Source organism: Castellaniella sp. GW247-6E4 (assembly GCF_040276065.1).
Lineage (GTDB): Bacteria > Pseudomonadota > Gammaproteobacteria > Burkholderiales > Burkholderiaceae_B > Castellaniella.
In genome coordinates, this window is record NZ_JBELOI010000002.1 from 118,416 (window position 1) to 141,428 (window position 23,013).

Below are 23,013 nucleotides of genomic sequence, written 5' to 3' on the forward strand. Positions count from 1 at the left end.
CGACGGGGCTGGTCCGCGCCCAGAGGGGGATGGCCGGGTGGCCCGCCGCGTGCGCGTGGCTCAGGCCGCGACGTTCTCGCGGGCGGCGGCCTGGGCGCGGGTCGCCGCATGGCGGTTGATGGCGCTCAGGATCGCGAGGAATGAGGACGTCACGATGTCCTCGTGGATGCCCACGCCGAAACCCGAGGCCGCCTCGTCGATGCGCATCTCGACGTACGAGGCTGCGCGCGTGTCGGTGCCCGTGCCGATCGCGTGTTCCTGGTAGTCCATGATGCGCGCATCCAGACCCAGGGCGTTGACGAAGGCCGAGATCGCGCCGTCGCCCTCGCCCTCGAGCTGGCGGATCGCGCCATCGACCTGCACTTCGATCTCGATGGCGAATTGCTTGCGGCCGTCGGTCTTGGGGCTGCCGGTGATGCGGTGGCGCACGAGTTTCCAGGGCGTCTCGCGATCCAGGTACTCGGACGAGAAGATGTCGTAGACGTCCTTGGGCGTGACCTCGCGACCGGTGTCGTCGGTGACGCGCTGGATGGCGCGGCTGAATTCGATCTGCAGGCGGCGCGGCAACACCAGGCCGTGCTCTTGCTCGAGCAGGTACGACACGCCGCCTTTGCCGGACTGGCTGTTGACGCGAATGACCGCATCGTAGCTGCGGCCCAGGTCGGCCGGGTCGATCGGCAAGTAGGGGACTTCCCAGACCGCGTCGGCCTGTTGGGTGGCGAAGCCCTTTTTGATGGCGTCCTGATGCGAGCCCGAGAAGGCGGTGAACACCAGGTCCCCGGCATAGGGGTGGCGCGGGTGTACGGGCAACTGGTTGCAGTACTCGACACAGCGGCGGATCTCGTCGATATCCGAGAAATTCAGGCCCGGGTCGATGCCCTGGGTGTACAGGTTCAGGGCCAGGGTGACCAGGTCCACGTTGCCGGTGCGCTCGCCGTTGCCGAACAGGCAGCCTTCAATGCGGTCGGCGCCGGCCATGACGGCGAACTCGGCGGCGGCCACGGCCGTGCCGCGATCGTTGTGCGGGTGTACGCTCAGGACGATCTTGTCGCGCTCGGCCAAGTGCGTGTGCATCCACTCGATCTGGTCGGCGTACAGGTTGGGGGTGGTCGCCTCGATGGTGGCGGGCAGGTTCAGGATGATCTTGTCTTGCACGGTGGGTTGCCAGGCCTCGACCACGGCGTTGCAGACCTCGAGGGCAAACTCGGGCTCGGTGGTGCTGAAGACCTCGGGCGAGTATTCGTAGCGCCAATGGGTCTCGGGATGCTTGGCGACCTCGGCCTTGACGATGAGGGTGCCCTGGACGGCGATCTGGCGGACCTCGTCGCGGCTCATGCGAAAGACGATCTTGCGAAAGGCGGGTGCGCAGGCGTTGTACATGTGGATGATCGCGTGCTTGGCGCCCGCGGCCGCTTCGACCGTGCGGGCGATCAGATCCTCGCGGGCCTGGGTCAGCGCGATGATCGTCACGTCGTCGGGGATGCGATGCTCGTCGACGAGCTTGCGCACGAAGTCGAAATCGGTCTGCGAGGCCGAGGGGAAGCCCACCTCGATTTCCTTGAAGCCGATCTTGATCAACTGCTCGAAGAAACGCAGTTTGCGCTCGACGCTCATCGGTTCGATCAGCGCCTGGTTGCCGTCGCGCAGATCCGTGCTCATCCAGATCGGGGGTTGCGCGATGCGGCGGCTGGGCCACGTGCGTTCAGAAAAATCATGGACGAACGGACGGAACGGGACGTATTTGTCGGAAGGATTCTTGATCATGGCGATACCTGGCTGTGCGGTGTGTCATCCGGCGCGCGGATGCGAAAAGACGGGAACTGTGGCGGATGCAGGTTGCCGAACTGCCACGCGGCGCTAGGCCCGGCAACCGATCGGTAGCAGCAGTAGCGCAGGTAGGAGGGACGAAAGGAGCTGCAAGCGGGACGGGGCCGCCACGCGCACGCGCCCTGCCGCGGCGGATCGCGGCGGGAGAACGGAGGGGCTGCGTGAAATGCTCATAATGTGAAAGTCAACCATATTTTCCGGCGGCTGGCAAGGGGCCGGGCCCGCGCACCGTCCACCGCCGCGCGCATTGACACAGGGGCATTGCCCTCGGAATCGCCTGCGCGGCGCAGTTTTCGGGTTGCGGCCGATGCTCGGCGGGTCATGGAGCGCCGCAGGCGGATTGCCGGTGCGGAATGTTGTTGATTTGCACACCCGCGTGCTCAGTCGTTGTGCCGTGCCTGTTCCAGGGCGGCCCGTTGCCGCGCGGCCCGTTGCAGCTTGCCGGCGCGATCGGCGCGCAGCCCATCGCGGGCCCGTTGCAGGTCGGCGACGCGCAGGGGCTCGTCGCGTTCCTGCCAGGCCCAGAGCAAGACCTCTAGAGCAGGGGCCGACAGTCCATTGGACAGCTGCGCGAAGGTGGCCTCGTCGATCGGCCTGCCACGGGCGGTGCGCATCGAGGCGCGCGCGAACAGAGCCAGAAAATAGGCTATGATGACCGTGCTCAACGCCACCAGCGCCCACCAGAAGAACGGGTTGTACCGCTGCATCAGCGCGGTAGCCTCGGCGCCCATCACATGCAGGCCCGCGTAGTCGATGCCGTCGCCGAAGGCCAACAGCCTGTTGAGCAAGTCATACCAGGCCAGGGCAACCACCGCGATCACGATTGTGACGATGATCTTGCGAGTCGCCGTCAGTTTGAACAAGGCGGTGCGCAAGATCGCGTGATCCTGGCGGCTGGGGTGTCGTGTCTGTTCGGAATTCATGATCGTATTTTAACTATGCAATCGCGTCCGTCCCTGGAATTGGGTCAGCGTCAGCAACTGGTCCTGACCCCGCAGCTACAGCAGGCCATCCGCCTGCTGAATTGCTCGTCCCAGGAACTGGAGCAGGAACTGGCGCAGGCGCTCGAGGAAAACCCCATGCTCGAGCGGCTGGAGACGCCGGACGAGACGGCGGTGCAGGCCGAGCAGCTCGAGCGCTGGTGGTCGCAGCCCGCGGCCAGGGTCGGCAGCGATGATATCCCAGAAAGCGGGCGCGGGCAGAATTTCGAGGAGTTTCTTTTACAACAGTTACATGCCACCCGGGCCACGGAACGCGACCGGGCCCTGGTCGCCGCGCTGGTGTCCGCCCTGGACGAGCACGGCTACCTGGACGGGGCGCTTGAGGAGTTGGCGGCGGCCCTGCCGGCCGACTGGGAGGTCGATCCCGACGAACTGGCCGCCGCCTTGCGCTTGCTGCAATCCTTCGATCCGCCGGGGGTGGGTGCGCGCGGGCTGGCCGAGTGTCTGGCGCTGCAGCTTGGCCGGTTGGCCGATGATGGCGCGGAGGACGCGGCGGCGCTCGACTGCGCGCGCCGCATGACGGCGCACCTGGACCTGCTTGCGGCCGGCAAGTTCAGCCGCCTGTGCGATCTCCTGGGGTGCGATCGCGCGCGGCTCGATCGCGCGCACGCCATGATCCTGCGCCTCGAGCCCCGTCCGGGGCGCGCCTGGGACTCGGGGAGCATCCATTACATCGTGCCCGACGTGCTGCTGCATCGGGCCCGCGGCCGTTGGCAGGCCAGCCTCAATCCCGCCCTCGCCCCGCGTCTGCGGGTCAACCGGGTGTATGCGGACTGCCTGGCGCAGACCGATGAGGCCGGCGCCTTGCAAGAGCAGGTGCGTCAGGCAAGGACGCTGATCCGCAGCTTGGGCCAGCGGCAGCAAACGATCCTGCGGGTGGCCCAGGCGCTGGCCGAGCGTCAGCACGAATTCCTCGAGAACGGCCCGCGGGCGCTGCGGCCCCTGGTGCTGCGCGACATCGCCGAGGAGCTCGGCCTGCACGAGTCCACGATCTCGCGGGCGACGCGTCAAAAATACGCCCAGACCCCCTGGGGCATCTACGAGATGAAACAGTTCTTTGGCACGGCGGTCCAGACCCGCGATGGCGAGGACACGTCGGCCCTCGCGGTCCGGGACCTGATGAAGGCCATTCTCGTCGATGAGCCCGCCGGGCGGCCTTTGTCGGACAGCCGCATCGCCGAGCTGCTGGCCGAGCGCGGCGTATCCATTGCCCGGCGCACGGTCGCAAAGTACCGTGAGGCGATGGGCGTGCCGACGGCGAGCCTGCGCAAGGCGCGCGCCGGTCTCGCAGGGGCTTGCGCGATACAGGAAAAATGATGATAATGATTCGCATGTATATTTGTGTATGCAATGCGATCAGCGAGCGTCAGGTCCAGGAGGCCGTGGCGCAGGGCGCCCAGGCACTGTCCGATCTCCAGGCCAGTCTTGGAGTGGCGACCTGCTGCGGGCATTGCGCCGAAACCGCGGCAGAGTATCTGCCGGGCGGCCGTTACGCCGCCGCACCCGCGCTGGATCTCGCCAGCCTGGCGCCCAGCACCGTGTTCGAGGGCCGGGAAGTCCGCCGCCGCGCCGCCTGACCGCCCCAAGGAAAAAGCGACGTGTTAGGCTAATGCTTTGGGCCTCAGCCGCCGGCGAGGCCCGCCGACAGGAGCACTGGCCATGAAAGGCGACAAGACGGTCATTCAGCATCTCAACAAGCAGCTCAAGAACGAGCTCTCGGCCATCAATCAGTATTTCCTGCATGCGCGCATGCTCAAGCACTGGGGCTTCGAAAAGCTCGGGAAGCACGAATACGAGGAATCCCTGGGCGAGATGCGCCATGCGGACCAACTGATCGAGCGCATCTTCATGCTCGATGGCCTGCCCAATTTGCAAGACCTGCACAAGCTCCTGATCGGCGAGACCGTCCCCGAGATCCTCGCCTGTGATCTGAAACTGGAAACCGCCGCACAGGCGACCGTCAGAGAGGCCATGGCCTATTGCGAATCGGTGCGGGACTTTACCTCGCGCGACCTGTTTCAGGACATTCTGAACGACACTGAGGAACACATCGACTGGCTGGAAACCCAGATCGAGCTCGTCGATAAGGTCGGCCTGCAGAACTACCTGCAATCCCAGATGGGCGAGTGATCCCCCGGCGTCCGGCGTTGCGCTAATTAGCGGGATTGCGCGCCGGACAGTCGTCCACCCGGCCCCATGCGTTGTTGGGTTCGCAGTACTTGTTGCGGGCCGCCCAGGCACACGATGGCCTGGAAAAGAATCCTTTGCTCTCACAGAGCGCCAGTTCCTTGCGGAAGGCCGCCTGCCAGTTGCCGTCCTGGCCCTGGGGGCCCGCCGCCGCCGGCGGGGCGGTCGTGATGTCCACTGGCTGTATCGCGCTCGAGCCGAGGGCGCCGACCGTGGCGATGCCCTCGAGGCCGTTACGCTGGTTTTGTGATGCCAGGGCGATCGCCTCATCCATGGTGATGGTGGTGGTGGCCAGGGCGATCGGCGGCGCCGAGGCCATCAGCGGCATGGGCTGGATTTCCCAGCTCACGGGTGGCGCAGCTTGAGGCACGCCCAGGCGCCCATCGGGCAGGGGTTGCGGCGCGGTGGCAACGAAGGGCTTGCCGTCGGCGCCCAGGACCTGGACGGCCTCGAGCTCGGGGTGCGTCGTGAGCGGGGGCTGGGCGGGGCCGTGCGCAATCAGCCAGTCGCCAAGCTGCAGCCCGCCCCAGGCGGATGCGCCGGCGACGAGCAAGAGAGTGGCGAATATCAAACGCCAGGACATGATGCGGCCCCCTGGTCAGAAAATCGATCCATCGCCGACATTGTAAAGGACGCTAGACCCCGGCGCCGAACACCTGGCCCGCATGTTCGCGCATGGCGTGAAACTCGACGGCCGGGTAGAGTTCCTGCGCGACGCGTAGCTGGGCGGGCGAGCTCGCCAGGAAAGCGGCCGCATCCACGACATCGTGGGCGATATTGGCGGCGTTGGCGTCCATGAATTTTTTCAAGGCCTTGGGATCTTCGCTGGTGATCCAGCGGGCGAGGCTGTAGCGCGAGGGCATCAGGCGCGCCTCGACTCCATATTCGGTCTTGAGGCGATGGGCCACCACCTCGAACTGGAGTTGGCCCACCGCGCCCAGCAGCAGCGCACCGCCCGCAGCCTGAGGCCGGAAGACCTGAATGGCGCCTTCCTCGCCGAGTTGGGTGAGGCCCGTGCGCAACTGCTTGGTGCGTAGGGGGTCCTTGACCTCGACGGCCTGGAACAGCTCGGGGGCAAAGAACGGCAGCCCGGTGAAGGCCAGTGTCTCGCCCTCGGTGAGCACGTCGCCCAATTGCAGGATTCCGTGATTGGGGATGCCGATGATGTCGCCCGCGTAGGCCTCCTCGAGGATCTCGCGCCGCTGCGACAGAAAAGACACCACGTTGTTCGGCCGGATCTCCTTGCCGTTGCGCCCGACTTTCAGGCGCATGCCGCGTTGGAAATGCCCCGAGCTGACCCGCACGAAGGCCACGCGGTCACGGTGGGCAGGGTCCATGTTCGCCTGCACCTTGAAGACGATACCGGTAAAGCGCGGCTCGTCGGGCCGGACGAGCCGCTCGACGGCCTGCCTCGGGCCGGGCGCCGGCGCCTGCTCGACCAGGGCGTCCAGCACCTCGCGAACGCCGAAATTGTTGATCGCCGAGCCAAAGAATACCGGTGTCTGTCGGCCAGCGAGGAAGGCCTCGCGGTCGAACGCGGGCACTGCGCCCGAGATCAGCTCGATTTCCTCGCGCGCCTTGGCGTAGGCGTCGCCGAAGCGCGCGAAGATGGCCGGGTTGTCCAGGCCCTCGATGGTTTCGTCGTCATCATGATGACGTTCGGAACCCGCCTTGAAGACGCGCATGCGGTCGTTGCGGATGTCGAAGACCCCGCCGAAATGCCGGCCCATCCCCACGGGCCAGGAGAATGGAATCGCGTCCATCCCCAGGTGTGCCTCGATTTCCGAGAGCAGGTCCAGCGGCTCGCGCACCTCGCGGTCGAGTTTGTTGACGAAGGTGATGATGGGCGTGTTGCGTGCGCGGCAGACCTGCAGCAGGCGGATGGTCTGGGGTTCGACGCCGTTGCCCGCGTCGATCACCATCAGGGCCGCATCCACGGCGGTCAGCACGCGGTAGGTGTCCTCTGAAAAGTCCTGGTGGCCCGGGGTGTCGAGCAGATTGATCACACAATCGCGGTATTCCATCTGCATCACCGATGAGGCGACGGAGATCCCGCGCTGTTTTTCGATCTCCATCCAGTCCGAGGAGGCGTGGCGGCTGGCCTTGCGCGCCTTGACGCTGCCCGCGATCTGGATGGCGCCTGCAAACAGCAGGAGCTTTTCAGTCAGGGTGGTCTTGCCCGCGTCCGGGTGCGAGATGATGGCAAAAGTGCGTCGCCGAGCGACTTCGTCAGACAGGCTCATGGGTCGATGTCGAGGGAGGCCGGCTGTGGATTCATTCCTTGTGGCTCAGGGTGGCCAGGACCGTGCCGGCGAGGATGAACAGCGCGCCGAATCCGCGATTGAGCCAGCGCACGTGACGCGGCTGGCGCAGCAGATGCAAGATGCGCGCGGCGAGCGAAGTATAGCAAGTCATGGCCACCAGGTCGGTGAAGCACAGGGTTGCGCCGATGATCACGTACTGGATGGGCAGGGGCTGGCCGACATTCAGGAATTGGGGCACCACCGCCAGGAGAAACATGGTGCCCTTGGGGTTGGTGATGTTGACCAGATAGCCGTGAGCGAGCTGATCGCGGATCGGGTGGCCATCGGCGGGCCGGGCCTCGACCGCGACGGGCGCGGCATCGGTGCGGAACTGGCGCACACCCAGATACACCAGGTAGGCCACGCCGATCCACTTGACGGCGGTGAAGGCCGGCTCGGAGGTCGCCAGCAATGCACCCAGCCCCACAGCGACGACCAGCAACTGGCAGAGGATGCCCAGTTGCAGGCCGAGGATCGTCCAGCGGCCGTGGCGGAAGCCGTATTTCAGGCCGGAGGCCATGGCCGAGATCGCCCCTGGGCCTGGGGAAAACGAGATTGCCCAGGAAGCGGCAAAGAAGGCGAGCCAGGTGGAAAGGGCCATGGTGCGGGATCGTGAGCAGGCGGTGTTCCGAGAGGTCAGTCGGCCTTTTGCAGCAGGGCGACGCCGGCGGGACGGCTGCGGCCGCGCTCGCGCGGCGCCTGACTGCCGCGGTTTCCGGCGCCGGGTGCGGCCGGGCCGCGACCCCCCTGGCCGCCGCGGCCGCTGCGCGCCGCGCCGGGGCGTCGATCCTGGCCGGGCGTTGCGCGCCGCTCGTCGCGCGGGCCCCGTCCACCGCGCCCGCCATCCTGCTGGCGGAGCTGGTCGCGGCGCTCGCGGTCATCGAGCGCGGAGTCCGTGGTGACCATCGCGCCGGGGTTCCAGCCTTCAATGGCTTGCTGCTCGATCGGTTTCTTGATCAGGCGCTCGATGGCGCGCAGCAGCTTGATCTCGGACTGATCCACCAGCGACAGCGCCGAGCCGGGGCTGCCGGCGCGGCCCGTGCGGCCGATGCGGTGCACGTAGTCCTCGGGCACGTTGGGCAGCTCGAAGTTCACAACCTGGGGCAATTGGTCGATATCCAGGCCGCGGGCGGCGATGTCGGTGGCCACCAGCACGGCGACCTTGCCCTCCTTGAAGCCCGCCAGGGCCTTGGTGCGCGCCGCCTGGCTCTTGTTGCCATGGATCGCCGCGGCCGACAGGCCGTCCTTGACGAGTTTTTCAGCCAAGCGGTTCGCACCGTGCTTGGTGCGGGTGAAGACCAGCACCTGGTGCCAGCCGCTGCCGCGGATGATGTGGCTGAGCAGGTCGCGCTTGTGGGACTGCTCGGTCATGACCATGCGCTGGGTGACCAGCTCGGAGGCCGTGTTGCGGCGCGCGACCGAGACCTCGCTGGCATGGTTCAGCACGCCCTTGGCCAATTCGCGGATCTCGTCCGAGAACGTGGCCGAGAACAGCAGGTTCTGGCGTTTGGCGGGCAGCAGCGCGAGGATGCGGCGGATGTCGCGGATGAAGCCCATGTCCAGCATGCGGTCGGCCTCGTCCAGCACCAGGATCTCGACGCCCGAGAGGTCCACGGTCTTTTGCTGGGCGTGGTCGAGCAGGCGCCCAGGCGTGGCCACCAGGATGTCCACGGGTTTCTTCAGGGCGCTGATCTGCGGATTGATGTTGACGCCGCCGAACATCACCATGGAGTGGATGCGGGTGTGCTTGCCGTACAGGCGCACGGATTCCTCGACCTGCGCGGTCAGTTCGCGCGTCGGTGTCAGCACCAGCACACGCGGACGGCCCGGACGGCGTGCGGCGAGGGGCCGATTGATCAGGGTATGCAGGATCGGCAGGGTGAAGCCGGCCGTCTTGCCGGTGCCGGTCTGGGCGGCGGCAAGCAGGTCGCCGCCCTCGATCACGCGCGGGATGGCCTGCGCCTGGATCGGGGTGGGCTGGGTATAGCCGGCGTCGGTGACGGCGCGCAACAAGGGTTCCGCCAAGCCTAGCGAGGCAAACGTAATGTGTGTTTCCAAGGATACGACTCCAGCGACCGCCTATCGCTCGAGTCGAGGGATACCAATCGAGGCTGACGAATGAAGGGGTTGAAACAGGTTGGGAGGGCCTATGCAAGCCGCGCCGGAAGGCGGCGGCCGGTGACGGCCCGACAGGTCCGCACGGCGACTGGTAGGCCGTGCAAGCCTGCCATTATAGCGTCGCGCCGCCATCGCGTGTAGAGGTTTCGGCGGGCCCGCAAAGCGGGCGACTTCGTAACCGGACGCCGGGCGGCGGCCGCGCGACTGGCCCTAAAATAGAGCCTCGAGCGCCGGACTTGCGGGCGCGTCTACGAGGGGAAAGCATGATCAAGCGATGGGCGGCGCTGGCCGCGGCGGTGTTGGCGTCCCTGCTGCTGTCGGGCTGCGGATACAACGAGATCCAGCGCATGGACGAGCAGGTCAAGGCGGAATGGTCCCAGGCGTTGAACCAATACGAGCGGCGCGCCGACCTGGTGCCTAAGCTGGTGTCCTCGGTCAACGCCTATATGGTCAATGAGCGCACGTTGCTCAAAGAAGTGACCGAGGCGCGCGCCCGCGTTGGCGAGATCCGCGTGACGGCCGATGACCTCGACGATCCCGCGCTGATGGCGCGGTTCGAACAGGCCCAGGGCGCCTTGTCCTCGAGCCTGTCGCGGCTGCTGGCCGTGTCCGAGAATTATCCCGCCTTGAAGAGCGATGGCCTGTTCCGCGACCTGATGACGCAGCTCGAGGGCACCGAGAACCGCATCGCGGTGGCGCGCGAGCGCTACGTCCGCTCGGTGCAGGCCTACAACCAGACGATACGCGAGTTCCCGACCCTGCTGACCGCCAAGGTCATGGGTTATGAGCTCAAGCCGCAATACGGGCTGGACAAGGCCGCCGAGGTCATGCGCGATCCCGAGGTGAAGTTCGACGTGCCGGCGCAGGCGAAATGAGGTCTGTGGCCCATTGGGTGATGGCGCAGAGCCTGGCGCGCGGGCTGCGGGCCGCCGCTCTGGCCTGGATCTGCCTGTGGGGGGCGGCGGCGCTGGCGGCGCCGGCCGCCCCTGCGGAAATCCCGGTGCCTCAATGGACGGGGCCCGTGATGGATCAGTCCGCGACGCTCGCTCCCGGCCAGCTGCGGGCGCTGTCGGACAAGCTGCGCGAGCTGGAACGTTCCACCGGCGCACAGCTCTATGTGCTGATCGTGCCGACCACCGGACCGGATTCGATCGAGCAATACGCGCGCCGCGTGTTCGAACAGTGGGAAGTCGGCCGCAAGGGGGTGGATGACGGGATCGTCCTGGTGGTGGCCAAGGACGACCGCAGCCTGCGCATAGAGACCGGGTACGGCCTGGAAGGTGCGGTGACGGACTTGCAGGCCGGGCGCATTATTCGCGAACAGATCACGCCGCATTTCACGTTTGGCGATTTCTATGCCGGGATCGATGCCGGCGTGGACGCGCTGATCGCGCTGATCCGCGGCGAGCCGCTGCCCGCGCCCGCGACAGAGGACGATGAGCCGGTCTTCATGCTGGCGCCGCTGTCCTTCCTCGCCCTGGTGGTGCCGCCCGTCATGGGCGCCTTTTTGCTGGGCGCGTTCGCCTACGTGCTGTTCGAGAGCCTATGGCTGGCCGTGCTCGCCGCGGTGGTGGGATTCGGCCTGTCCTGGCTGGGGCGCAGCATGGGGCTTGCGCGGCGTTTTGGGGGCCGCCGCAGCGGCCGCTGGCCGGACGATCGAGGCGGCGGTGGATTTGGCGGCGGCGGCGGTTTCGGCGGTGGTGGCGGTGGTGGCGGCGGCGGGGGACGCGGCGGCGGCGGTGGGGCGTCGGGAAGCTGGTAGGTGTTGGCGCGCCGCTACAGCTCCGCATCGAGGACGGCGGCCAGGCGGCCGACGAGGACCTCGCGGCGCGGATCGGCGGCCGGCGCGTCGCCGAGCGACGACCATTCCGGATGCCCGCGCGCCTCGCGCAGGATCGGCCGGACCGCCTCGGGCAGCGCGGCGCCGGGCATGGCGTCCGGCGCCGCCGTCCCGGCGGCGGCATCCGTGGTCTCGGCGGGCGGGGCCAGCATCCTGCCATCGATCGGCTGCCACGCGGCGTGTCCCCGCTGCTCGAGGGCGCGCGCCAGCGCCAGCTGCCGCAGGCCCAGCAGTTGCAGCACCGGATCATCGACCGTGATTTCCATATAGCCGGCGATGCGACCCACCAGACGTTTGCCCCATTGGTTTGCGCCTTGCCACAGGCCGCCGACTGCCGCACCCAGCAGCGTTGCGGCGCCCAGGCTCAGGCCGCCGGTGAAGACGTCGATGGTGGCTCCGGCCATGGCTCCGGTGGCCACACCCTTGCCGACCTGGATGCCGAAGGCCTTGAGTGCCTGCGGGTTGAACAAGTCCATGCCCCAGCGCTCACCCTCCAGCGGCAACGGGTGGTGCGGAAAGGTCGAACGGCTGAAGCGATAGCGCTTCAACAGGGCCTGGACGCACTGCTGTTCGCGGTCGCGGGTGCGTTTGCGCAGGCTCACGGTGATCGCGGCCATATCGGTCGAATCCTGGGGGCAGAGCAGGCGCAAGGCGGCGGCATCCATCAGCAGTTCGGCGATCAGGCGTGCGGCGTCCGCGCGCCGCCGCAGGCGCTGCGCCTTGAGGTCGGTGCGCAGGCGCGCCAGGGTGTCGCCGCGGCGATCCAGCATCAGGGCCAGCCGATCGATCAGTTGCGCCTCGCCGTCCAGGGCGGGTGCCACGGTATCGAAGTCCACGGTCGCGTGCAGGCCGAGCCGGGCCAGAGCCTCGCGCCAGGCATCGGCCTGGCTGTTCAGGCTGTGCGTGAAATTGAGTACCGGCAGGATGGGGCGCCCGCAGGAGGCCAGCAGGCCGAGCTCGTCTCGGTGCTTGGCCAGCACCGGGTCGCGCACATCAATGACATAGAGGGCGGCATCGCACTCGAGCACAGTGGACAGAACGCGGGTCTCTTGTTCGAATCGCTGGACGGCCTCGGGGCTCTCGAGCAACCGGCGGATGCGCTCGGGGCCGTCCGGCCGCTCATCGGGCCGCACCAGCCGCTCGATGGTGTCGAGGACGGCCATGCCGTCCTCCAGGCCCGGCGTATCGCGCAGGATCAGGATCGGCAGGCCGTCCTCGGCGAGCAGTTGCGCGCTTTCGACGTGCCGCGTGGTGCCTGGCTGGTCGGCCACCTCGCCAAAATCCGGGTCACGCAGCAAGGTGCGCAGCAGCGAGGTCTTGCCCGTGTTGGTATGGCCGACGACAGCCAGGTCGATGGGGGCGGTGGGCTCAGTCATGGTCGGGCGCGGGGCCGGCATCGGCCCAGTGTGCGAGGGAAGGGGTGATCGCGATGCCCTGTGCGTCCAGGGCCTCGCGCCATATCGCCGTGCGTCCGGGGCCATGCAGCAGCAGCACGTCGATGTGTGGACACAGGCGTTGCAGTTCCGCGAGCCAGGCGCGGGTGCCCCGGTCGGGGGTCTGGCGCGCATCGCAGGCGAGCAGTAGGCGTTGCGGCGGCCGGCGGAGCTGGTCCACGATCCGTCGCCGATCCTCGCGGCTGTCACACAGGCCCATGTCGTGCGCCCAGGCGGGCAGCCCGGCCGGGGGCCAGTCGGTCGTGGGTCCCAGCTCGAAACCAAGCACGGCGTGGGCGCCGGTCAGCGCCGTGGGTGAAGGCCCCGTCCAGGGCCCCCGCGTCGCGGGGCCGGGCGCGGGTGCGTCGATGCCCAGGGTCCGGTGTCGCGGCATGAGGCGGTCCCGCAGCTCCAGCCATCCCGGCAGGCCCGGATCGATGTCCAGCGCGCGCAGCCGCCGTCGCGCGGCGAGGAGGCTCGCGAGCCCGGCGACCAGGCGCGGCAGCAGGCCCCACGCCAGGACGCAGCCGATCAGCCATGAGGACCATTGCGCCTGCGCGGCTGCGGAGAGGTCGTGCAGGCCGTCGCTGTGGACGATCACGGCGCCGTCGGGGACGGAAAATCCCAGCCAGGCTGGCAGGGCGCCCAGCGCGTGGGCGACGGACACGAAGGTCTCGGGCGACAGCAGGGTGGTTTCCCACTGGAAGGCATAGCGGCGGGTGCTGAGCAGCACCAGCAGCGTGGCCAGGGCCCCCGTGAATGCCGCAATCCAGGTGCCGTGGCTGATACCGCCCAGGACGTGGCGCCAGGCCCGGGCGCGTGCCAGGAGCGAGGCCAGGGCCTGCGCCGCCAGGGCCGCGTCGGGGCTGCGCGCGAGCTTCGCGGTCAGCCACAGCCAGAATCGGGAGAGCCCCGTTGACGGGGTGGCACCGGGCAGAAAACTCAGCAACCAGATCAACAGCGTCGCGGCGTGCGCGCCCAGCAGCGCGAGCAGGGCGAGGGCGAGGTTGACGGGCCTGTCGCCGGTGCCCAGGGCCGCCGCCGCGGTGCCCATGCCGGCGCCCAGGGCCAAGCCCCACACCAGGACCAGCGCGATGCGCGCGCTGGCGGCCCATTGGAGCAGGTGCCGCCGCAGTCCCTCGCGCTCGGCCAGCAGCCCGGCGCGCCGCAGGATGCGATCCCCCAGGTCGGGAGGGCCTTGCAGGACGAGGCGCAGTTCCGCCGCGTCATCGAGCGGCTCGCGGTGCGTCTCGCGCAGGCGTACCGCCTCGGCCTGCCAGTAGCGCAGAAAGCGTGGATCCGGTTTTGCAGGGGAGGAAGGGGTGTGGTGGGTCATCCGTGTCGCGGGCGGGGCGGCGGCCAGGGCCCCGTCCGCAGGGATGGCGCGTTAGGATTTCTTGATCAGGCCGTACACGAACAGCACGATGATGGCCCCGATGATGGAGCCGATCCAGCCCACGCCCTGGCCGACCTGATACAGGCCGAGCGCGGTCCCGAGGTAGCCAGCGACGACGGACCCGACGATCCCGAGAATCGTAGTCAGGATGATACCCAGTTTCTGGTCGCCGGGCATGATCGCTCTGGCGATCAGGCCCACGATGAAGCCGACAATGATCATGCCGATGATGCTCATGGGGTGGTTCTCCTCGAGGTTGGCGGGTCGCAGAATCGCGGCTCGACTCATGATAGCAAGCTGCCGGGTGCTGTCCAGGGCTGGAGCGCCATTGCGCACGTCAAGGAGTGTGAAGAAATGTATGTGAAAAACAGGCGCGCCCAGCCTCGCACCCGCCTCTCGCTAGAATAGCGGGGTCTGTGCGGCGCGTGCGAGGGGGGTGAGAAGATGGCGGGCAGAAAAGGAAAGCAGATGGAGGCGATCAGGATTTCCAGGCCGAAATCCTTGGCGGTGCTCGTGGCCGAGCGGCTGCGCGAGGCGATTTTCCGCACGGAGCTTTCGCTGGGCGAGGTGCTGTCCGAGGAGAAGATCGCGACGGCGATGAACGTGAGCCGCACGCCGGTGCGCGAGGCGCTGACTCTGTTACAACTGCAAGGCTTGATCACGATCGTTCCGCAAAGCGGCAGCATCGTCTTCAAGCCCGATGTCCAGGACATGGCCGAGTTGGTGCAGTACCGCCTGATGCTGGAAACCCAGGCGGCTCCGATGGCGCTCGAACATGATCCGGCCGGTGCGTCCGCGGCCCTGGAGCAGGCGATCGGCATGATGGTCGAGGCGCGCGAGAACGAGGACGCGCTGAAATATGCCGACGCCGACCGCGTGTTCCACAAGGTGTTCTTCGACTATTGCGGCAACCATTATGTGCGCGAAGCCTACGAGATCTGCTCGGGCCGGGTGACGGCGCTGCGGGCCCATCTGTCGGAGGTCCTCGAGATGCATCGCGATCGCACCTTTGCCGAGCATCAGCGGATCGCCGAGGCTTTTGCCCAGGGCGACCGCGCGGCGCTGATCGGGGCGCTGAGCGGCCATATCGGCGCCATGGCGGGCAACTATACGCGCGCGCTCGACGCCTTGAAGAAATAATCCCTGGTGGTGTGTCTTCGCACGGGCCGGCCTCCCTCGGGAGCCCGGTCTTTTGCCCTTTGCCGATACCCTGGCCAGCCGCCAGGCGCCGGCTGGGTTTTTGAGTGACGAAATATTGATTGACATACAGTACCTCAGATAATAATCTGTGCGCCTGGCGTCCCAGGGGGGGCGGACACGGGAATGACACAGGAGTAGACATGACAATGCGATTTGCAAAACTGGCTGCCGCGTGCGCCGCATGCTTGATCTCGACGAGCGCCCTCGCGGCCAATGCCATGGTTCTCAGGGTGGCGCATGCCATGCCCGAGAGCCACAGTTACCAGAAATGGGTGGAGGCGTTCCGCGCGGATCTCGACAAGCTGGCGCCCGGACGCATCGAGGTCAAAGTTTTCCCCAGTGCGCAGCTCGGCACCGAGACCGAATACCTCGAGGGCATGAAGCTGGGCACCCTGGACGGTGCCGTGGTGGGCCGCCACGGCCAGGTCGATCCGCGGCTGGACGTGCTGAACCTGCCCATGATCTTCCGCGACGAGGCACACAAGGACGCGGTCATGCGTTCGGGCTCGGCGCTGAACCAGCAACTGGACCAGATCATGTACGACAAGGGCTACAAGGTGCTGGGCTGGGGCGAGCTCGGTTTCCGGGACATCACGACCCGTGAAAAACCCGTGCGCAAGGCCTCCGATCTGGCCGGGATCGATATCCGCGTGCCTAATGTCGAGCCCTGGCTGTACGCCTTCAAACAATGGGGCGCCAATCCCACGCCCATGGATTTCTCGGAGGTCTATTCGGCCCTGCAGCAAGGGGTGATCAACGCCCAGGAGAACCCCCCCGAGATCATCTACACCTCAAAGTTCTATGAGGTGCAGAAGTACATGAATCTGACCAATCATGCCAGCATTCCGTGCGAATTCATCGTGTCGCGCCGGTTCTGGGAGAAACTGCCTGCCGACCTGCAAGACGCGGTCATGAAGGCGGCGACCTCCAGCCGTGATGCACAGGTCCGCCTGTCGCGCGAGTCTAATGCGGGGCTCATCAGCCAGCTCAGCGAGAAAGGCATGACGATCGTCCAGGACGTGGATCGCGATTCCTTCCGCGAGGGCGCCAAAAAGACCTATGCCAAATACGGCGACGTGATCGGGACGCCGCTGATCCAGGCCGTGGTCGACGCGAGGTAACCCATGACGATGCTCTGCCGGGCCTTGCGGGTACTCGTGGGCTTGCTGATGGTGGCGCTGGTCTGCGTGGTCGCGCTGGGGATCTTCTATCGCTATGCGCTGCAGAATTCCCTGTACTGGGCCACCGAGGTGCCGAATTTCCTCATGGTCTGGATCGTGATGCTCGGCAGCGTCGTCGCCTTCCACGAGCGGGGGCACATCGCCTTTACGCTGCTGGGCGAGACCCTGGGCGGGCGCGGCCAGGCCCTGCTCGAGTGCGTGGGGATTCTGGCGGTGCTGACGCTGCTGGCCGTGCTGGCGTATAGCGGCGCGATCGTGGTCGAGGACACGATGCACAGCCTCTCGGACGCCTTGCGGATACCCAAGGGCTACCTGTACGCGTGCCTGCCGCTGTGCGCGGTCCTCATGATGATCAGTGCGCTGGGCCAGCTGCGGTCCTCGGTACGTCGGCTGCGGAGCTAAATCGTGATACTCACTCTTGCGCTCGTGTTCCTGGTCACGCTGGTGATCGGCGTGCCCATCGCCTTTGGCATGGGTTTCGCGGCGGTCGCCGCGATCTTCCTGGATGGCTCCTTTCCGCTCGAGATCGTGCCGCACAAGATGGTCAACGCGGTCAATTCCTTTCCCCTCGTGGCGGTGCCGCTGTTCATCCTGGCCGGGGCCCTGGCGGGAGAGACCAGCATCGCCGGCCGTCTGGTGCGCTTTGCCGACGCTTTGCTGGGACATATCCGCGGCGGGCTGGGGCACGTCAATGTGGCGTCGTCGATTTTCTTCGGCGGCATTTCGGGCTCGGCCGTGGCCGATACGGCGGCGATCGGCAGCCTGATGATCCCGGCGATGGAAAAGCAAGGGTATTCGCGCCGCGACGCCGGGGCCATTACCATCTGCTCCTCGCCCATCGGCATTCTGATCCCGCCCAGCATTCCCATGGTGCTCTACGGCGTGACGGTCAGCTCGTCGATCGGCGCCCTGTTCCTGGCGGGCCTGGTGCCGGGCGTCCTGACTGGCCTCATGCTGATGGGCGCGGTCTATGCCATGTCCAGGAAAAAGGGCTGGCCCCAGCGGGCGCAGCGCGCGCCCTTGCCCGAGCTGTGGACGGCATTTCGCGAGGCGATCCTGTCGCTGCTGCTGCCGGTCTTTCTGCTGGGCGCGATCGTCACCGGCCTGACCACCGCGACCGAGGCCGGGGTGATCGGCGTGGTCTATGCCTTCATCCTGGGCGGCTTTGTCTACAAGGACTATCCCCTCAAGGATTTCTTCCGGATCTTTGTGGACTCCGCCGTCAATACGGCGATTCCGGTCTTTGTGCTGTCGGCGACGTCGGTGGCGGCCTGGATCGTCGCCGTGGAGCAGTTTCCCCAGGCACTGGTGGGTTTCTACGAGGCCATGGATCTGGGCAAGATCGCGGTGCTGCTGACGATCAACGTCTTTCTCCTGCTCGTCGGCATGGTGATGGACCTGGTGCCGGCCCTCATCCTGTTTGCGCCCATTCTGCTGCCCGTGGCGCAGGCGGTCGGGGTCGATCCCATCCAGTTCGGCGTGATCATGGTGATGAATCTGGGCGTCGGCCTGGTGACCCCGCCCGTGGGCAATTGCCTGTATTTGGGGGCGGTGATCGCCAAGGTGGATCTGCCATCCCTGGTGCGCGCCTCGTTGCCCTTCCTGGCCGTGAACCTGCTCACGCTGCTGATGGTGACATACCTGCCGCAGATCAGCCTGTTCCTGCCCTCGCTATTTTATTGAACGCTATCGTCGAACCCTCGAAGGAGAACATTCCATGGCCGGCTTGTTTGGTCGCGGTGTATTGGTCAATTGGGGAGGCGTTCAGGCCGCCTCCGAGGCGGATTACAACGCCTGGCACAGTCTGGAGCACATGCCCGAACGTTTGTCCGTGCCCGGGTTCAGGCGCGGCCGGCGCTGCGAGGCCGTGACCGGAACGCCGGAGTCCCTGCGCTATTTCATGATGTACGAGGCGGACGATCCCCAGGTGTTCGTTTCCGCGCCCTACCTGGCGCGGCTCAACGATCCGACACCCTGGACGCGGCGCATCCTGTCGGTCTACATCGCGCCCTCGCGCACGGTGTGCGAGGTGGTGGCGAGCACGGGTCACGGCACCGGCGGATGGCTGGCGACCCTACAGTTCGGGCAGGGTGCGTCCGCGTTGCCCGGCGAGGACTGGCTGGTCTCGCGGATGCGCGAGGTGGTGGGTCTGCCCGGCATCCTGGGCGCCCACGTCCTGCGCGGCGATGCGCGCCTGGGGCAGCAGCCCACCGCCGAAAAGGCATTTCGCGAAAGCGGTGGCGAGCCCGACCGCACCGTGGCGCTGGCGCTGCTGATCGATGGTATGAATCGGGCGCGCACCCAGGCGGCCCTGGATGGGGCCATGGGCGCGCTGACCGACGCGCAGCGCCGCTGCGCGGTGGCCACTCTGTATTACACGCAGCACGTGCTCGCGGACGCCGATGTGGCGCCGGAGGCGCAATGAAGGTGTTGCTGACGGGGGGCGGCGGCTTCATCGGCGCCTGGATCGCCCGGCGGTTGGCCGCCCGCGGCATGGCGCTGCGCATTCTCGATCTGCGCGCGCGGCGCGAGACCATCGACCTGGTCTGCGGCCCGGCGGTCGCCGATGCGGCCGAGTGGGTGGAGGCCGACGTTGCCGACACCGCCGCGGTGCGCGCGGCCGCGCGCGGCTGCGATGCGCTGATCCACCTGGCGGGCATGCTGACCCCCTGCTGCCGGGCTGACCCCGTCCTGGGCGCGAAAGTCAATCTGATCGGCCTGCTCAATGCGTTCCTGGCCGCACGGTCCGAGGGCATTGACCGGGTGCTGTACATGAGCAGCGCGGGCGTGTTCGGACCCGACGGCGGGGAAGCGCCGCGCCCCACCACGCACTACGGGGCGTTCAAGCTCGCGGGTGAGCGTTGCGCGGCGGCATTCTGGGAGGACGATCGCATCCCCAGCATCGGGTTTCGGCCCTACGTGGTCTATGGCCTGGGCCGCGAAGACGGCCTGTCGGCAGGGCCCAGCCTGGCCTGCCGCGCGGCGGCCCGGGGCTTGCCCTACACCATTCCGTTCACGGGGGAATTCGACGTCATTCATGCGGATGATGTCGCCGCGGCCTTCGAAATCGCCCTGGCGGCGCCGGTGTCGCAGGCGCACCATATCGACCTCCTGGGCGAGCGGGCGCGAGCCGAGGACGTCATCGAGGCGATCCGCGGGGCTGTGCCGCAGGCCGCAATCACCGCCAAGGGGCCGCCGATGCCGATCCGGCTGCCCGGCTATCCCACGGGCCCGCAGGGGCTGCTGGCGGGCTGGTCGCCCCGGCCTCTGGCGCTCGGGGTGGCTCAGACGATCGACGCCTATCGGCGGGTGGATGACGCGAGATGAGGGCAGGTGACATGAGACTGGCGGATCAGGTGGCTATCGTAACCGGCGGGGTGCGAGGGGTCGGGCGCGGCATTGCGCAACGGCTGGCGCAAGACGGGGCGCGGGTGGTGCTCTGGGACCTCGATTGCGCGGGGTTCGACGCGGCGGAGGCGGGCTTTGCGCCCGCCTGGACGGATCAGGTGGATGTTGCCGACGAGGGGTCGGTGGCCCGGGGAATGCAGCGCGTGCTCGACGACCTGGGCCGCGTGGACATTCTCGTCAATAATGCCGGGATCAACGGCCGGGTCGCGGACGTGGAGGACTACAGCCTCCAGGAATGGCAGCGGGTGCTGCGCGTGAATCTGGACGGGGTTTTCCTGTGCTGCCGCGTGGCCGTGCCCGCCATGCGGGCACGGGGCTATGGACGCATCGTGAACGTCGCCTCGATCGCGGGCAAGGAGGGGGTGCCGGGGATTGCCGCCTACGCGGCGTCCAAGGCCGGGGTGATCGGCCTGACCAAATCCCTGGCCCGCGAGCTGATCGATACTGGAATCCTGGTCAATTGTCTGGCGCCGGTCATGGTTGAAACGGATCTGCTTAAGCAGATGACGCCCGAGCATATCGAGCGTAGCAAGGCCAAGATTCCGATGGGCCGCCTGCTGCGGATCCCGGAGCTGGCGGCCGTGGCGGCGTTCGCGGCCAGCCCGGAGTGCTCGTTCACGACGGGCTTTACCTTCGACGCTTCGGGCGGCCGGGCGACCTACTGAGCGAGCAGCCTCAGGGCTCGGTGAAGTGGACCAGCCGCCGGTAGGAGCTCTCGAGGTGCGCGCGCATGGCGCCGGAGGCGGCCTGCGCGTCGCCCTTTTCCAGCGCCTCGATGATGACCGAGTGCTCCGCGTAGGCCTCGGTGGTCACCTCGGTGTGGAATCTGAGGCGAAAAATGTGCATGTGGACGTGAAGCCGCGCCAGGGTTTCGGCGATCAGCGGATTGCCGCTGGTTTCGGCCAGCAGCGCGTGGAATTCTGAGTCGTTGTCGGCGAAACGATTGTAGAAGGCGCGTTGGTCGCCGTCGGGGTCCGGCTGCATGTCCTGCGACAGTTGGCGCAACTGCTCGAGGATGGCGGGCGTCATGTGGCGGGCCGCCTTGCTGGCGGCGTAGGGTTCCAGCAGCAGCCGCAGCTCATAGAGGGTTTCGAACTGGGTGCGGTTGAGCTTGGGCACCGCACAATAGCCAACGAGGTGCTGCTTGGTGACCAGCCCGGTGGCCTCCAGCATGCTCAGCGCCTCGCGGATGGGCGTCTGCGAGACGCCCAGCTCGCGCGCCAGGCTGTCGATCGAGATGTGGGCGTCAGGCGCGATCTTCAGCGCCATGATGTCCGCGCGGATGCGCGCGTAGACCTCGTCGACCAGCCCGGAGGGTCGCCTGATCTTGCCCCTGGCGGGACCACCATCGGGCTTTGCCCGGGCGCTTTTACGCGGCGCCTTGCCCGCGTCCGAGGCCGGTTTCCCGGGTTCCATATCGTTGAGTCGCTTGCTCATATCAACCCTCTATTTTATTCCGGAACTTTTCGTTCCCGGGAGTACCCACCTATTGACAAAGGGATTTCACATCCATATAGTTCTCCCTATATCGTATAGGATATACGATAGAAACGCTGGAAACAATACACCCAGATCATCGAAACAGGAGACAAAATCATGAAGGCGAAGATCTACGGATGCGTCCTGAGCGCCCTTTTGTGCGGGGCGGGTCCCGTGGCCGCGCAGGTCCAGTGGGACATGCCCACGGCCTATTCGGCGAATAATTTCCACACGACCAATATCGAGCAGTTCGCGCGCGACGTCGAGGCCGCCACCGACGGCAAACTCAAGATCACCGTCCACAACAGCGCCTCACTGTTCAAGGCGACCGAGATCAAGCGGGCCGTGCAGACCGGCCAGGCCCAGATCGGCGAGATCCTGTTGTCGAACTTCACCAACGAGGATCCGATCTACGGACTGGATACCATCCCATTCGTTGCGACCGACTATGCGGCGGGCCGCAAGCTGCGCGATGCCGCCCAGCCCGCACTGGACCAGCGCTTCGCCCGGCAAGGCATGAAGCTCCTGTTTTCGGTCCCCTGGCCGCTGAACGGCATATACAGCGTCAAGGCCCTCAATTCGGGTTCCGATCTCAAGGGCGTGAAGTGGCGCGCCTACAACCCGGTCAGCGGGCGCATGGCTGAACTACTCGAGGCTCAGCCGGTGACGATCCAGGCCGCCGAGCTGTCCCAGGCCCTGGCCACAGGCGCGGTCGAGGCGTTCATCACCTCGAGCGCGGCAGGCCATGACAGCAAGGTCTGGGAGCAGGTCAAGTATTTCTACAACAGCAATATCTCGATGCCCAAGAACTTCGTCATCGTCAGCCAGAAGGCGTTCGACGCCCTCGATGAGCCCACCCGCGCCGCGCTGCTCAAGGCCGCCGCCGAGGCCCAGGAGCGCGGCTGGCGCACCAGCGAGGAAAAGAACCAGTGGTACCTGGAGCAGCTGGCCGCCCACGGCATGACTGTCGAGGCGCCAAGCCCGCAATTCAAGGCGGATCTGCAAAAGGTCGGCGACACCATGCTGGACGAATGGATGGCTCAGGCCGGTCCGGACGGCAAGACCATCATCGATGCCTACCGCTCGAACTGAGCCATGTGGCAATCATCGGAAGGGTGACGGAATGCGCAGACTTCTGGATGGAATCTATAGGGGGGCCGGCTGGGCGGCGGGGGTTTTCATGGTGGGCACGCTGGCCATGGTACTGGCGGGCGTGCTGGGCCGGGTCATGGACTTTCACCTGCGCGGCACGGATTCCTATGCGGGATTCTGCATGGCGGCGTCCTTCTTCCTCGCCCTGGCCCATACCTTTGTCAAGGGTGAGCACATCCGTGTCTCACTCGTGCTGCAGCAACTGAGGCCCAAGACGTTGCGCGTGGTAGAGATCGCCTGCCACCTCCTGGGGGCGACGCTGGCCTGGGTGCTGACGTGGTTTTCGGCGCGGCTCGTCTGGCAGTCCCACGTGCTGAACGATGTCTCCCAGGGGATGGACGCCACGCCTTTGTGGGTCCCCCAGATCGCCATGGCCGTGGGCGCGGCCGTCCTGGCGATCGCCGTCACCGACAGGTTGTGGGGCGTTCTGAGCAAGCCCGATTGGCAGCCGCCGCATTCGGAAACGGCCTTCAGCGAATAAAAGGAGT

Annotated in this window: 24 protein-coding genes; 14 read left to right on the forward strand and 10 right to left on the reverse strand. The window is 66.8% G+C overall.

Translation table 11 applies throughout. The features are described 5' to 3' along the window. Nucleotides 1-60: 60 nt before the first annotated feature. Both leuA and ABS761_RS03690 read right to left on the reverse strand, forming a co-directional pair. On the reverse strand, nt 61-1,764 hold the full coding sequence (gene leuA, locus ABS761_RS03685; protein WP_350406734.1) for a 2-isopropylmalate synthase: 1,704 nt from the start codon (nt 1,762-1,764) through the stop codon (nt 61-63). 443 nt (nt 1,765-2,207) lie between these two features. Beyond that, nucleotides 2,208-2,750 (reverse strand): hypothetical protein, encoded by a 543-nt coding sequence (locus ABS761_RS03690; RefSeq protein WP_350406735.1) that lies wholly within the window; start codon nt 2,748-2,750, stop codon nt 2,208-2,210. Between the two features lie 15 nt (nt 2,751-2,765). Here ABS761_RS03690 and rpoN point away from each other — a divergent pair, with 15 nt between their 5' ends. From rpoN to bfr, 3 genes are all read left to right on the forward strand, one after another. Further along, nucleotides 2,766-4,145, forward strand: coding sequence for an RNA polymerase factor sigma-54 (rpoN, locus tag ABS761_RS03695; RefSeq protein WP_350406737.1), 1,380 nt, complete (start codon nt 2,766-2,768; stop codon nt 4,143-4,145). Nucleotides 4,146-4,159: 14 nt separating this feature from the next. Next, a complete protein-coding gene (locus ABS761_RS03700; protein WP_350406738.1) occupies nt 4,160-4,405 on the forward strand; it encodes a (2Fe-2S)-binding protein in 246 nt (81 codons plus the stop codon). Nucleotides 4,406-4,487: 82 nt separating this feature from the next. After that, nucleotides 4,488-4,958, forward strand: a complete 471-nt coding sequence (bfr, locus tag ABS761_RS03705; RefSeq protein ID WP_350406739.1) for a bacterioferritin — start codon at nt 4,488-4,490, stop codon at nt 4,956-4,958. 22 nt (nt 4,959-4,980) lie between these two features. Here the strand turns inward: bfr and ABS761_RS03710 are convergent, their stop codons facing one another. From ABS761_RS03710 to ABS761_RS03725, 4 genes are read right to left on the reverse strand one after another with little or no spacing between them, the layout of a single operon-like run. Further along, complete coding sequence (locus tag ABS761_RS03710) at nt 4,981-5,598, reverse strand: hypothetical protein (RefSeq protein WP_350406740.1); 618 nt, start codon at nt 5,596-5,598, stop codon at nt 4,981-4,983. 52 nt (nt 5,599-5,650) lie between these two features. Continuing rightward, on the reverse strand, nt 5,651-7,258 hold the full coding sequence (locus tag ABS761_RS03715; protein ID WP_350406741.1) for a peptide chain release factor 3: 1,608 nt from the start codon (nt 7,256-7,258) through the stop codon (nt 5,651-5,653). A gap of 31 nt (nt 7,259-7,289) precedes the next feature. Beyond that, the gene (locus ABS761_RS03720) at nt 7,290-7,919 is read right to left on the reverse strand and encodes a LysE family transporter (protein WP_350406742.1); all 630 of its coding nucleotides are present in this window, start codon (nt 7,917-7,919) and stop codon (nt 7,290-7,292) included. Between the two features lie 35 nt (nt 7,920-7,954). After that, a complete protein-coding gene (locus ABS761_RS03725; RefSeq protein WP_350406743.1) occupies nt 7,955-9,376 on the reverse strand; it encodes a DEAD/DEAH box helicase in 1,422 nt (473 codons plus the stop codon). A 323-nt stretch (nt 9,377-9,699) separates the two neighbouring features. Here ABS761_RS03725 and ABS761_RS03730 point away from each other — a divergent pair, with 323 nt between their 5' ends. Both ABS761_RS03730 and ABS761_RS03735 read left to right on the forward strand, forming a co-directional pair. Further along, the gene (locus ABS761_RS03730; protein ID WP_350406744.1) at nt 9,700-10,311 is read left to right on the forward strand and encodes a LemA family protein; all 612 of its coding nucleotides are present in this window, start codon (nt 9,700-9,702) and stop codon (nt 10,309-10,311) included. Continuing rightward, on the forward strand, nt 10,308-11,198 hold the full coding sequence (locus ABS761_RS03735) for a TPM domain-containing protein (RefSeq protein WP_350406745.1): 891 nt from the start codon (nt 10,308-10,310) through the stop codon (nt 11,196-11,198). The genes ABS761_RS03730 and ABS761_RS03735 overlap by 4 nt, the downstream gene beginning before the upstream one ends. Nucleotides 11,199-11,212: 14 nt before the next feature. Here the strand turns inward: ABS761_RS03735 and ABS761_RS03740 are convergent, their stop codons facing one another. Genes ABS761_RS03740 through ABS761_RS03750 form a run of 3 tightly spaced genes read right to left on the reverse strand, consistent with a single transcriptional unit; the run spans nt 11,213 to nt 14,342 of the window. After that, nucleotides 11,213-12,652, reverse strand: coding sequence for a GTPase/DUF3482 domain-containing protein (locus ABS761_RS03740; RefSeq protein ID WP_350406746.1), 1,440 nt, complete (start codon nt 12,650-12,652; stop codon nt 11,213-11,215). Beyond that, nucleotides 12,645-14,045 (reverse strand): DUF2868 domain-containing protein, encoded by a 1,401-nt coding sequence (locus ABS761_RS03745; protein ID WP_350406747.1) that lies wholly within the window; start codon nt 14,043-14,045, stop codon nt 12,645-12,647. The genes ABS761_RS03740 and ABS761_RS03745 overlap by 8 nt, the downstream gene beginning before the upstream one ends. A gap of 51 nt (nt 14,046-14,096) precedes the next feature. Then, on the reverse strand, nt 14,097-14,342 hold the full coding sequence (locus tag ABS761_RS03750) for a GlsB/YeaQ/YmgE family stress response membrane protein (RefSeq protein ID WP_350407047.1): 246 nt from the start codon (nt 14,340-14,342) through the stop codon (nt 14,097-14,099). A gap of 231 nt (nt 14,343-14,573) precedes the next feature. Here ABS761_RS03750 and ABS761_RS03755 point away from each other — a divergent pair, with 231 nt between their 5' ends. The 7 genes from ABS761_RS03755 to ABS761_RS03785 all read left to right on the forward strand — a co-directional run bounded on the left by ABS761_RS03755 (nt 14,574) and on the right by ABS761_RS03785 (nt 20,559). After that, complete coding sequence (locus ABS761_RS03755) at nt 14,574-15,245, forward strand: GntR family transcriptional regulator (protein WP_350406749.1); 672 nt, start codon at nt 14,574-14,576, stop codon at nt 15,243-15,245. Nucleotides 15,246-15,445: 200 nt separating this feature from the next. Then, nucleotides 15,446-16,426 carry a TRAP transporter substrate-binding protein gene (locus ABS761_RS03760; protein ID WP_350406750.1) on the forward strand — a complete coding sequence of 327 codons (981 nt, stop codon included), beginning with the start codon at nt 15,446-15,448 and terminating at the stop codon, nt 16,424-16,426. 3 nt (nt 16,427-16,429) lie between these two features. Beyond that, nucleotides 16,430-16,888 (forward strand): TRAP transporter small permease, encoded by a 459-nt coding sequence (locus ABS761_RS03765; RefSeq protein WP_350406751.1) that lies wholly within the window; start codon nt 16,430-16,432, stop codon nt 16,886-16,888. 3 nt (nt 16,889-16,891) lie between these two features. Then, nucleotides 16,892-18,169, forward strand: coding sequence for a TRAP transporter large permease (locus tag ABS761_RS03770; protein ID WP_350406752.1), 1,278 nt, complete (start codon nt 16,892-16,894; stop codon nt 18,167-18,169). A gap of 34 nt (nt 18,170-18,203) precedes the next feature. After that, nucleotides 18,204-18,911 carry a hypothetical protein gene (locus ABS761_RS03775; RefSeq protein ID WP_350406753.1) on the forward strand — a complete coding sequence of 236 codons (708 nt, stop codon included), beginning with the start codon at nt 18,204-18,206 and terminating at the stop codon, nt 18,909-18,911. Continuing rightward, nucleotides 18,908-19,813, forward strand: coding sequence for an NAD-dependent epimerase/dehydratase family protein (locus tag ABS761_RS03780; RefSeq protein WP_350406754.1), 906 nt, complete (start codon nt 18,908-18,910; stop codon nt 19,811-19,813). Before ABS761_RS03775 ends, ABS761_RS03780 begins: the two co-directional genes overlap by 4 nt. An 11-nt stretch (nt 19,814-19,824) precedes the next feature. Next, nucleotides 19,825-20,559, forward strand: coding sequence for an SDR family NAD(P)-dependent oxidoreductase (locus ABS761_RS03785; RefSeq protein ID WP_350406755.1), 735 nt, complete (start codon nt 19,825-19,827; stop codon nt 20,557-20,559). Nucleotides 20,560-20,569: 10 nt separating this feature from the next. Here ABS761_RS03785 and ABS761_RS03790 read toward each other — a convergent pair whose 3' ends face one another. After that, nucleotides 20,570-21,331 (reverse strand): GntR family transcriptional regulator, encoded by a 762-nt coding sequence (locus ABS761_RS03790; protein ID WP_350406756.1) that lies wholly within the window; start codon nt 21,329-21,331, stop codon nt 20,570-20,572. 159 nt (nt 21,332-21,490) lie between these two features. On the opposite strand from ABS761_RS03790, the gene ABS761_RS03795 reads away from it, so the two are divergent. Both ABS761_RS03795 and ABS761_RS03800 read left to right on the forward strand, forming a co-directional pair. Continuing rightward, a complete protein-coding gene (locus ABS761_RS03795) occupies nt 21,491-22,465 on the forward strand; it encodes a TRAP transporter substrate-binding protein (RefSeq protein WP_350406757.1) in 975 nt (324 codons plus the stop codon). Nucleotides 22,466-22,496: 31 nt separating this feature from the next. Next, the gene (locus ABS761_RS03800) at nt 22,497-23,006 is read left to right on the forward strand and encodes a TRAP transporter small permease (RefSeq protein WP_350406758.1); all 510 of its coding nucleotides are present in this window, start codon (nt 22,497-22,499) and stop codon (nt 23,004-23,006) included. The last annotated feature ends 7 nt before the right edge of the window (nt 23,007-23,013 follow it).

Coding starts and splice junctions, on each gene's coding strand:
- ABS761_RS03795 (WP_350406757.1), top strand. CDS start 21,491: ATGAAGGCGAAGATCTACGGATGCGTCCTGAGCGCCCTTTTGTGCGGG.
- leuA (WP_350406734.1), bottom strand. CDS start 1,764: ATGATCAAGAATCCTTCCGACAAATACGTCCCGTTCCGTCCGTTCGTC.
- rpoN (WP_350406737.1), top strand. CDS start 2,766: ATGCAATCGCGTCCGTCCCTGGAATTGGGTCAGCGTCAGCAACTGGTC.
- ABS761_RS03790 (WP_350406756.1), bottom strand. CDS start 21,331: ATGAGCAAGCGACTCAACGATATGGAACCCGGGAAACCGGCCTCGGAC.
- ABS761_RS03710 (WP_350406740.1), bottom strand. CDS start 5,598: ATGTCCTGGCGTTTGATATTCGCCACTCTCTTGCTCGTCGCCGGCGCA.
- ABS761_RS03800 (WP_350406758.1), top strand. CDS start 22,497: ATGCGCAGACTTCTGGATGGAATCTATAGGGGGGCCGGCTGGGCGGCG.
- bfr (WP_350406739.1), top strand. CDS start 4,488: ATGAAAGGCGACAAGACGGTCATTCAGCATCTCAACAAGCAGCTCAAG.
- ABS761_RS03750 (WP_350407047.1), bottom strand. CDS start 14,342: ATGAGCATCATCGGCATGATCATTGTCGGCTTCATCGTGGGCCTGATC.
- ABS761_RS03740 (WP_350406746.1), bottom strand. CDS start 12,652: ATGACTGAGCCCACCGCCCCCATCGACCTGGCTGTCGTCGGCCATACC.
- ABS761_RS03730 (WP_350406744.1), top strand. CDS start 9,700: ATGATCAAGCGATGGGCGGCGCTGGCCGCGGCGGTGTTGGCGTCCCTG.
- ABS761_RS03775 (WP_350406753.1), top strand. CDS start 18,204: ATGGCCGGCTTGTTTGGTCGCGGTGTATTGGTCAATTGGGGAGGCGTT.
- ABS761_RS03735 (WP_350406745.1), top strand. CDS start 10,308: ATGAGGTCTGTGGCCCATTGGGTGATGGCGCAGAGCCTGGCGCGCGGG.
- ABS761_RS03700 (WP_350406738.1), top strand. CDS start 4,160: ATGTATATTTGTGTATGCAATGCGATCAGCGAGCGTCAGGTCCAGGAG.
- ABS761_RS03760 (WP_350406750.1), top strand. CDS start 15,446: ATGACAATGCGATTTGCAAAACTGGCTGCCGCGTGCGCCGCATGCTTG.
- ABS761_RS03745 (WP_350406747.1), bottom strand. CDS start 14,045: ATGACCCACCACACCCCTTCCTCCCCTGCAAAACCGGATCCACGCTTT.
- ABS761_RS03765 (WP_350406751.1), top strand. CDS start 16,430: ATGACGATGCTCTGCCGGGCCTTGCGGGTACTCGTGGGCTTGCTGATG.
- ABS761_RS03720 (WP_350406742.1), bottom strand. CDS start 7,919: ATGGCCCTTTCCACCTGGCTCGCCTTCTTTGCCGCTTCCTGGGCAATC.
- ABS761_RS03785 (WP_350406755.1), top strand. CDS start 19,825: ATGAGACTGGCGGATCAGGTGGCTATCGTAACCGGCGGGGTGCGAGGG.
- ABS761_RS03755 (WP_350406749.1), top strand. CDS start 14,574: ATGGAGGCGATCAGGATTTCCAGGCCGAAATCCTTGGCGGTGCTCGTG.
- ABS761_RS03780 (WP_350406754.1), top strand. CDS start 18,908: ATGAAGGTGTTGCTGACGGGGGGCGGCGGCTTCATCGGCGCCTGGATC.
- ABS761_RS03715 (WP_350406741.1), bottom strand. CDS start 7,258: ATGAGCCTGTCTGACGAAGTCGCTCGGCGACGCACTTTTGCCATCATC.
- ABS761_RS03690 (WP_350406735.1), bottom strand. CDS start 2,750: ATGAATTCCGAACAGACACGACACCCCAGCCGCCAGGATCACGCGATC.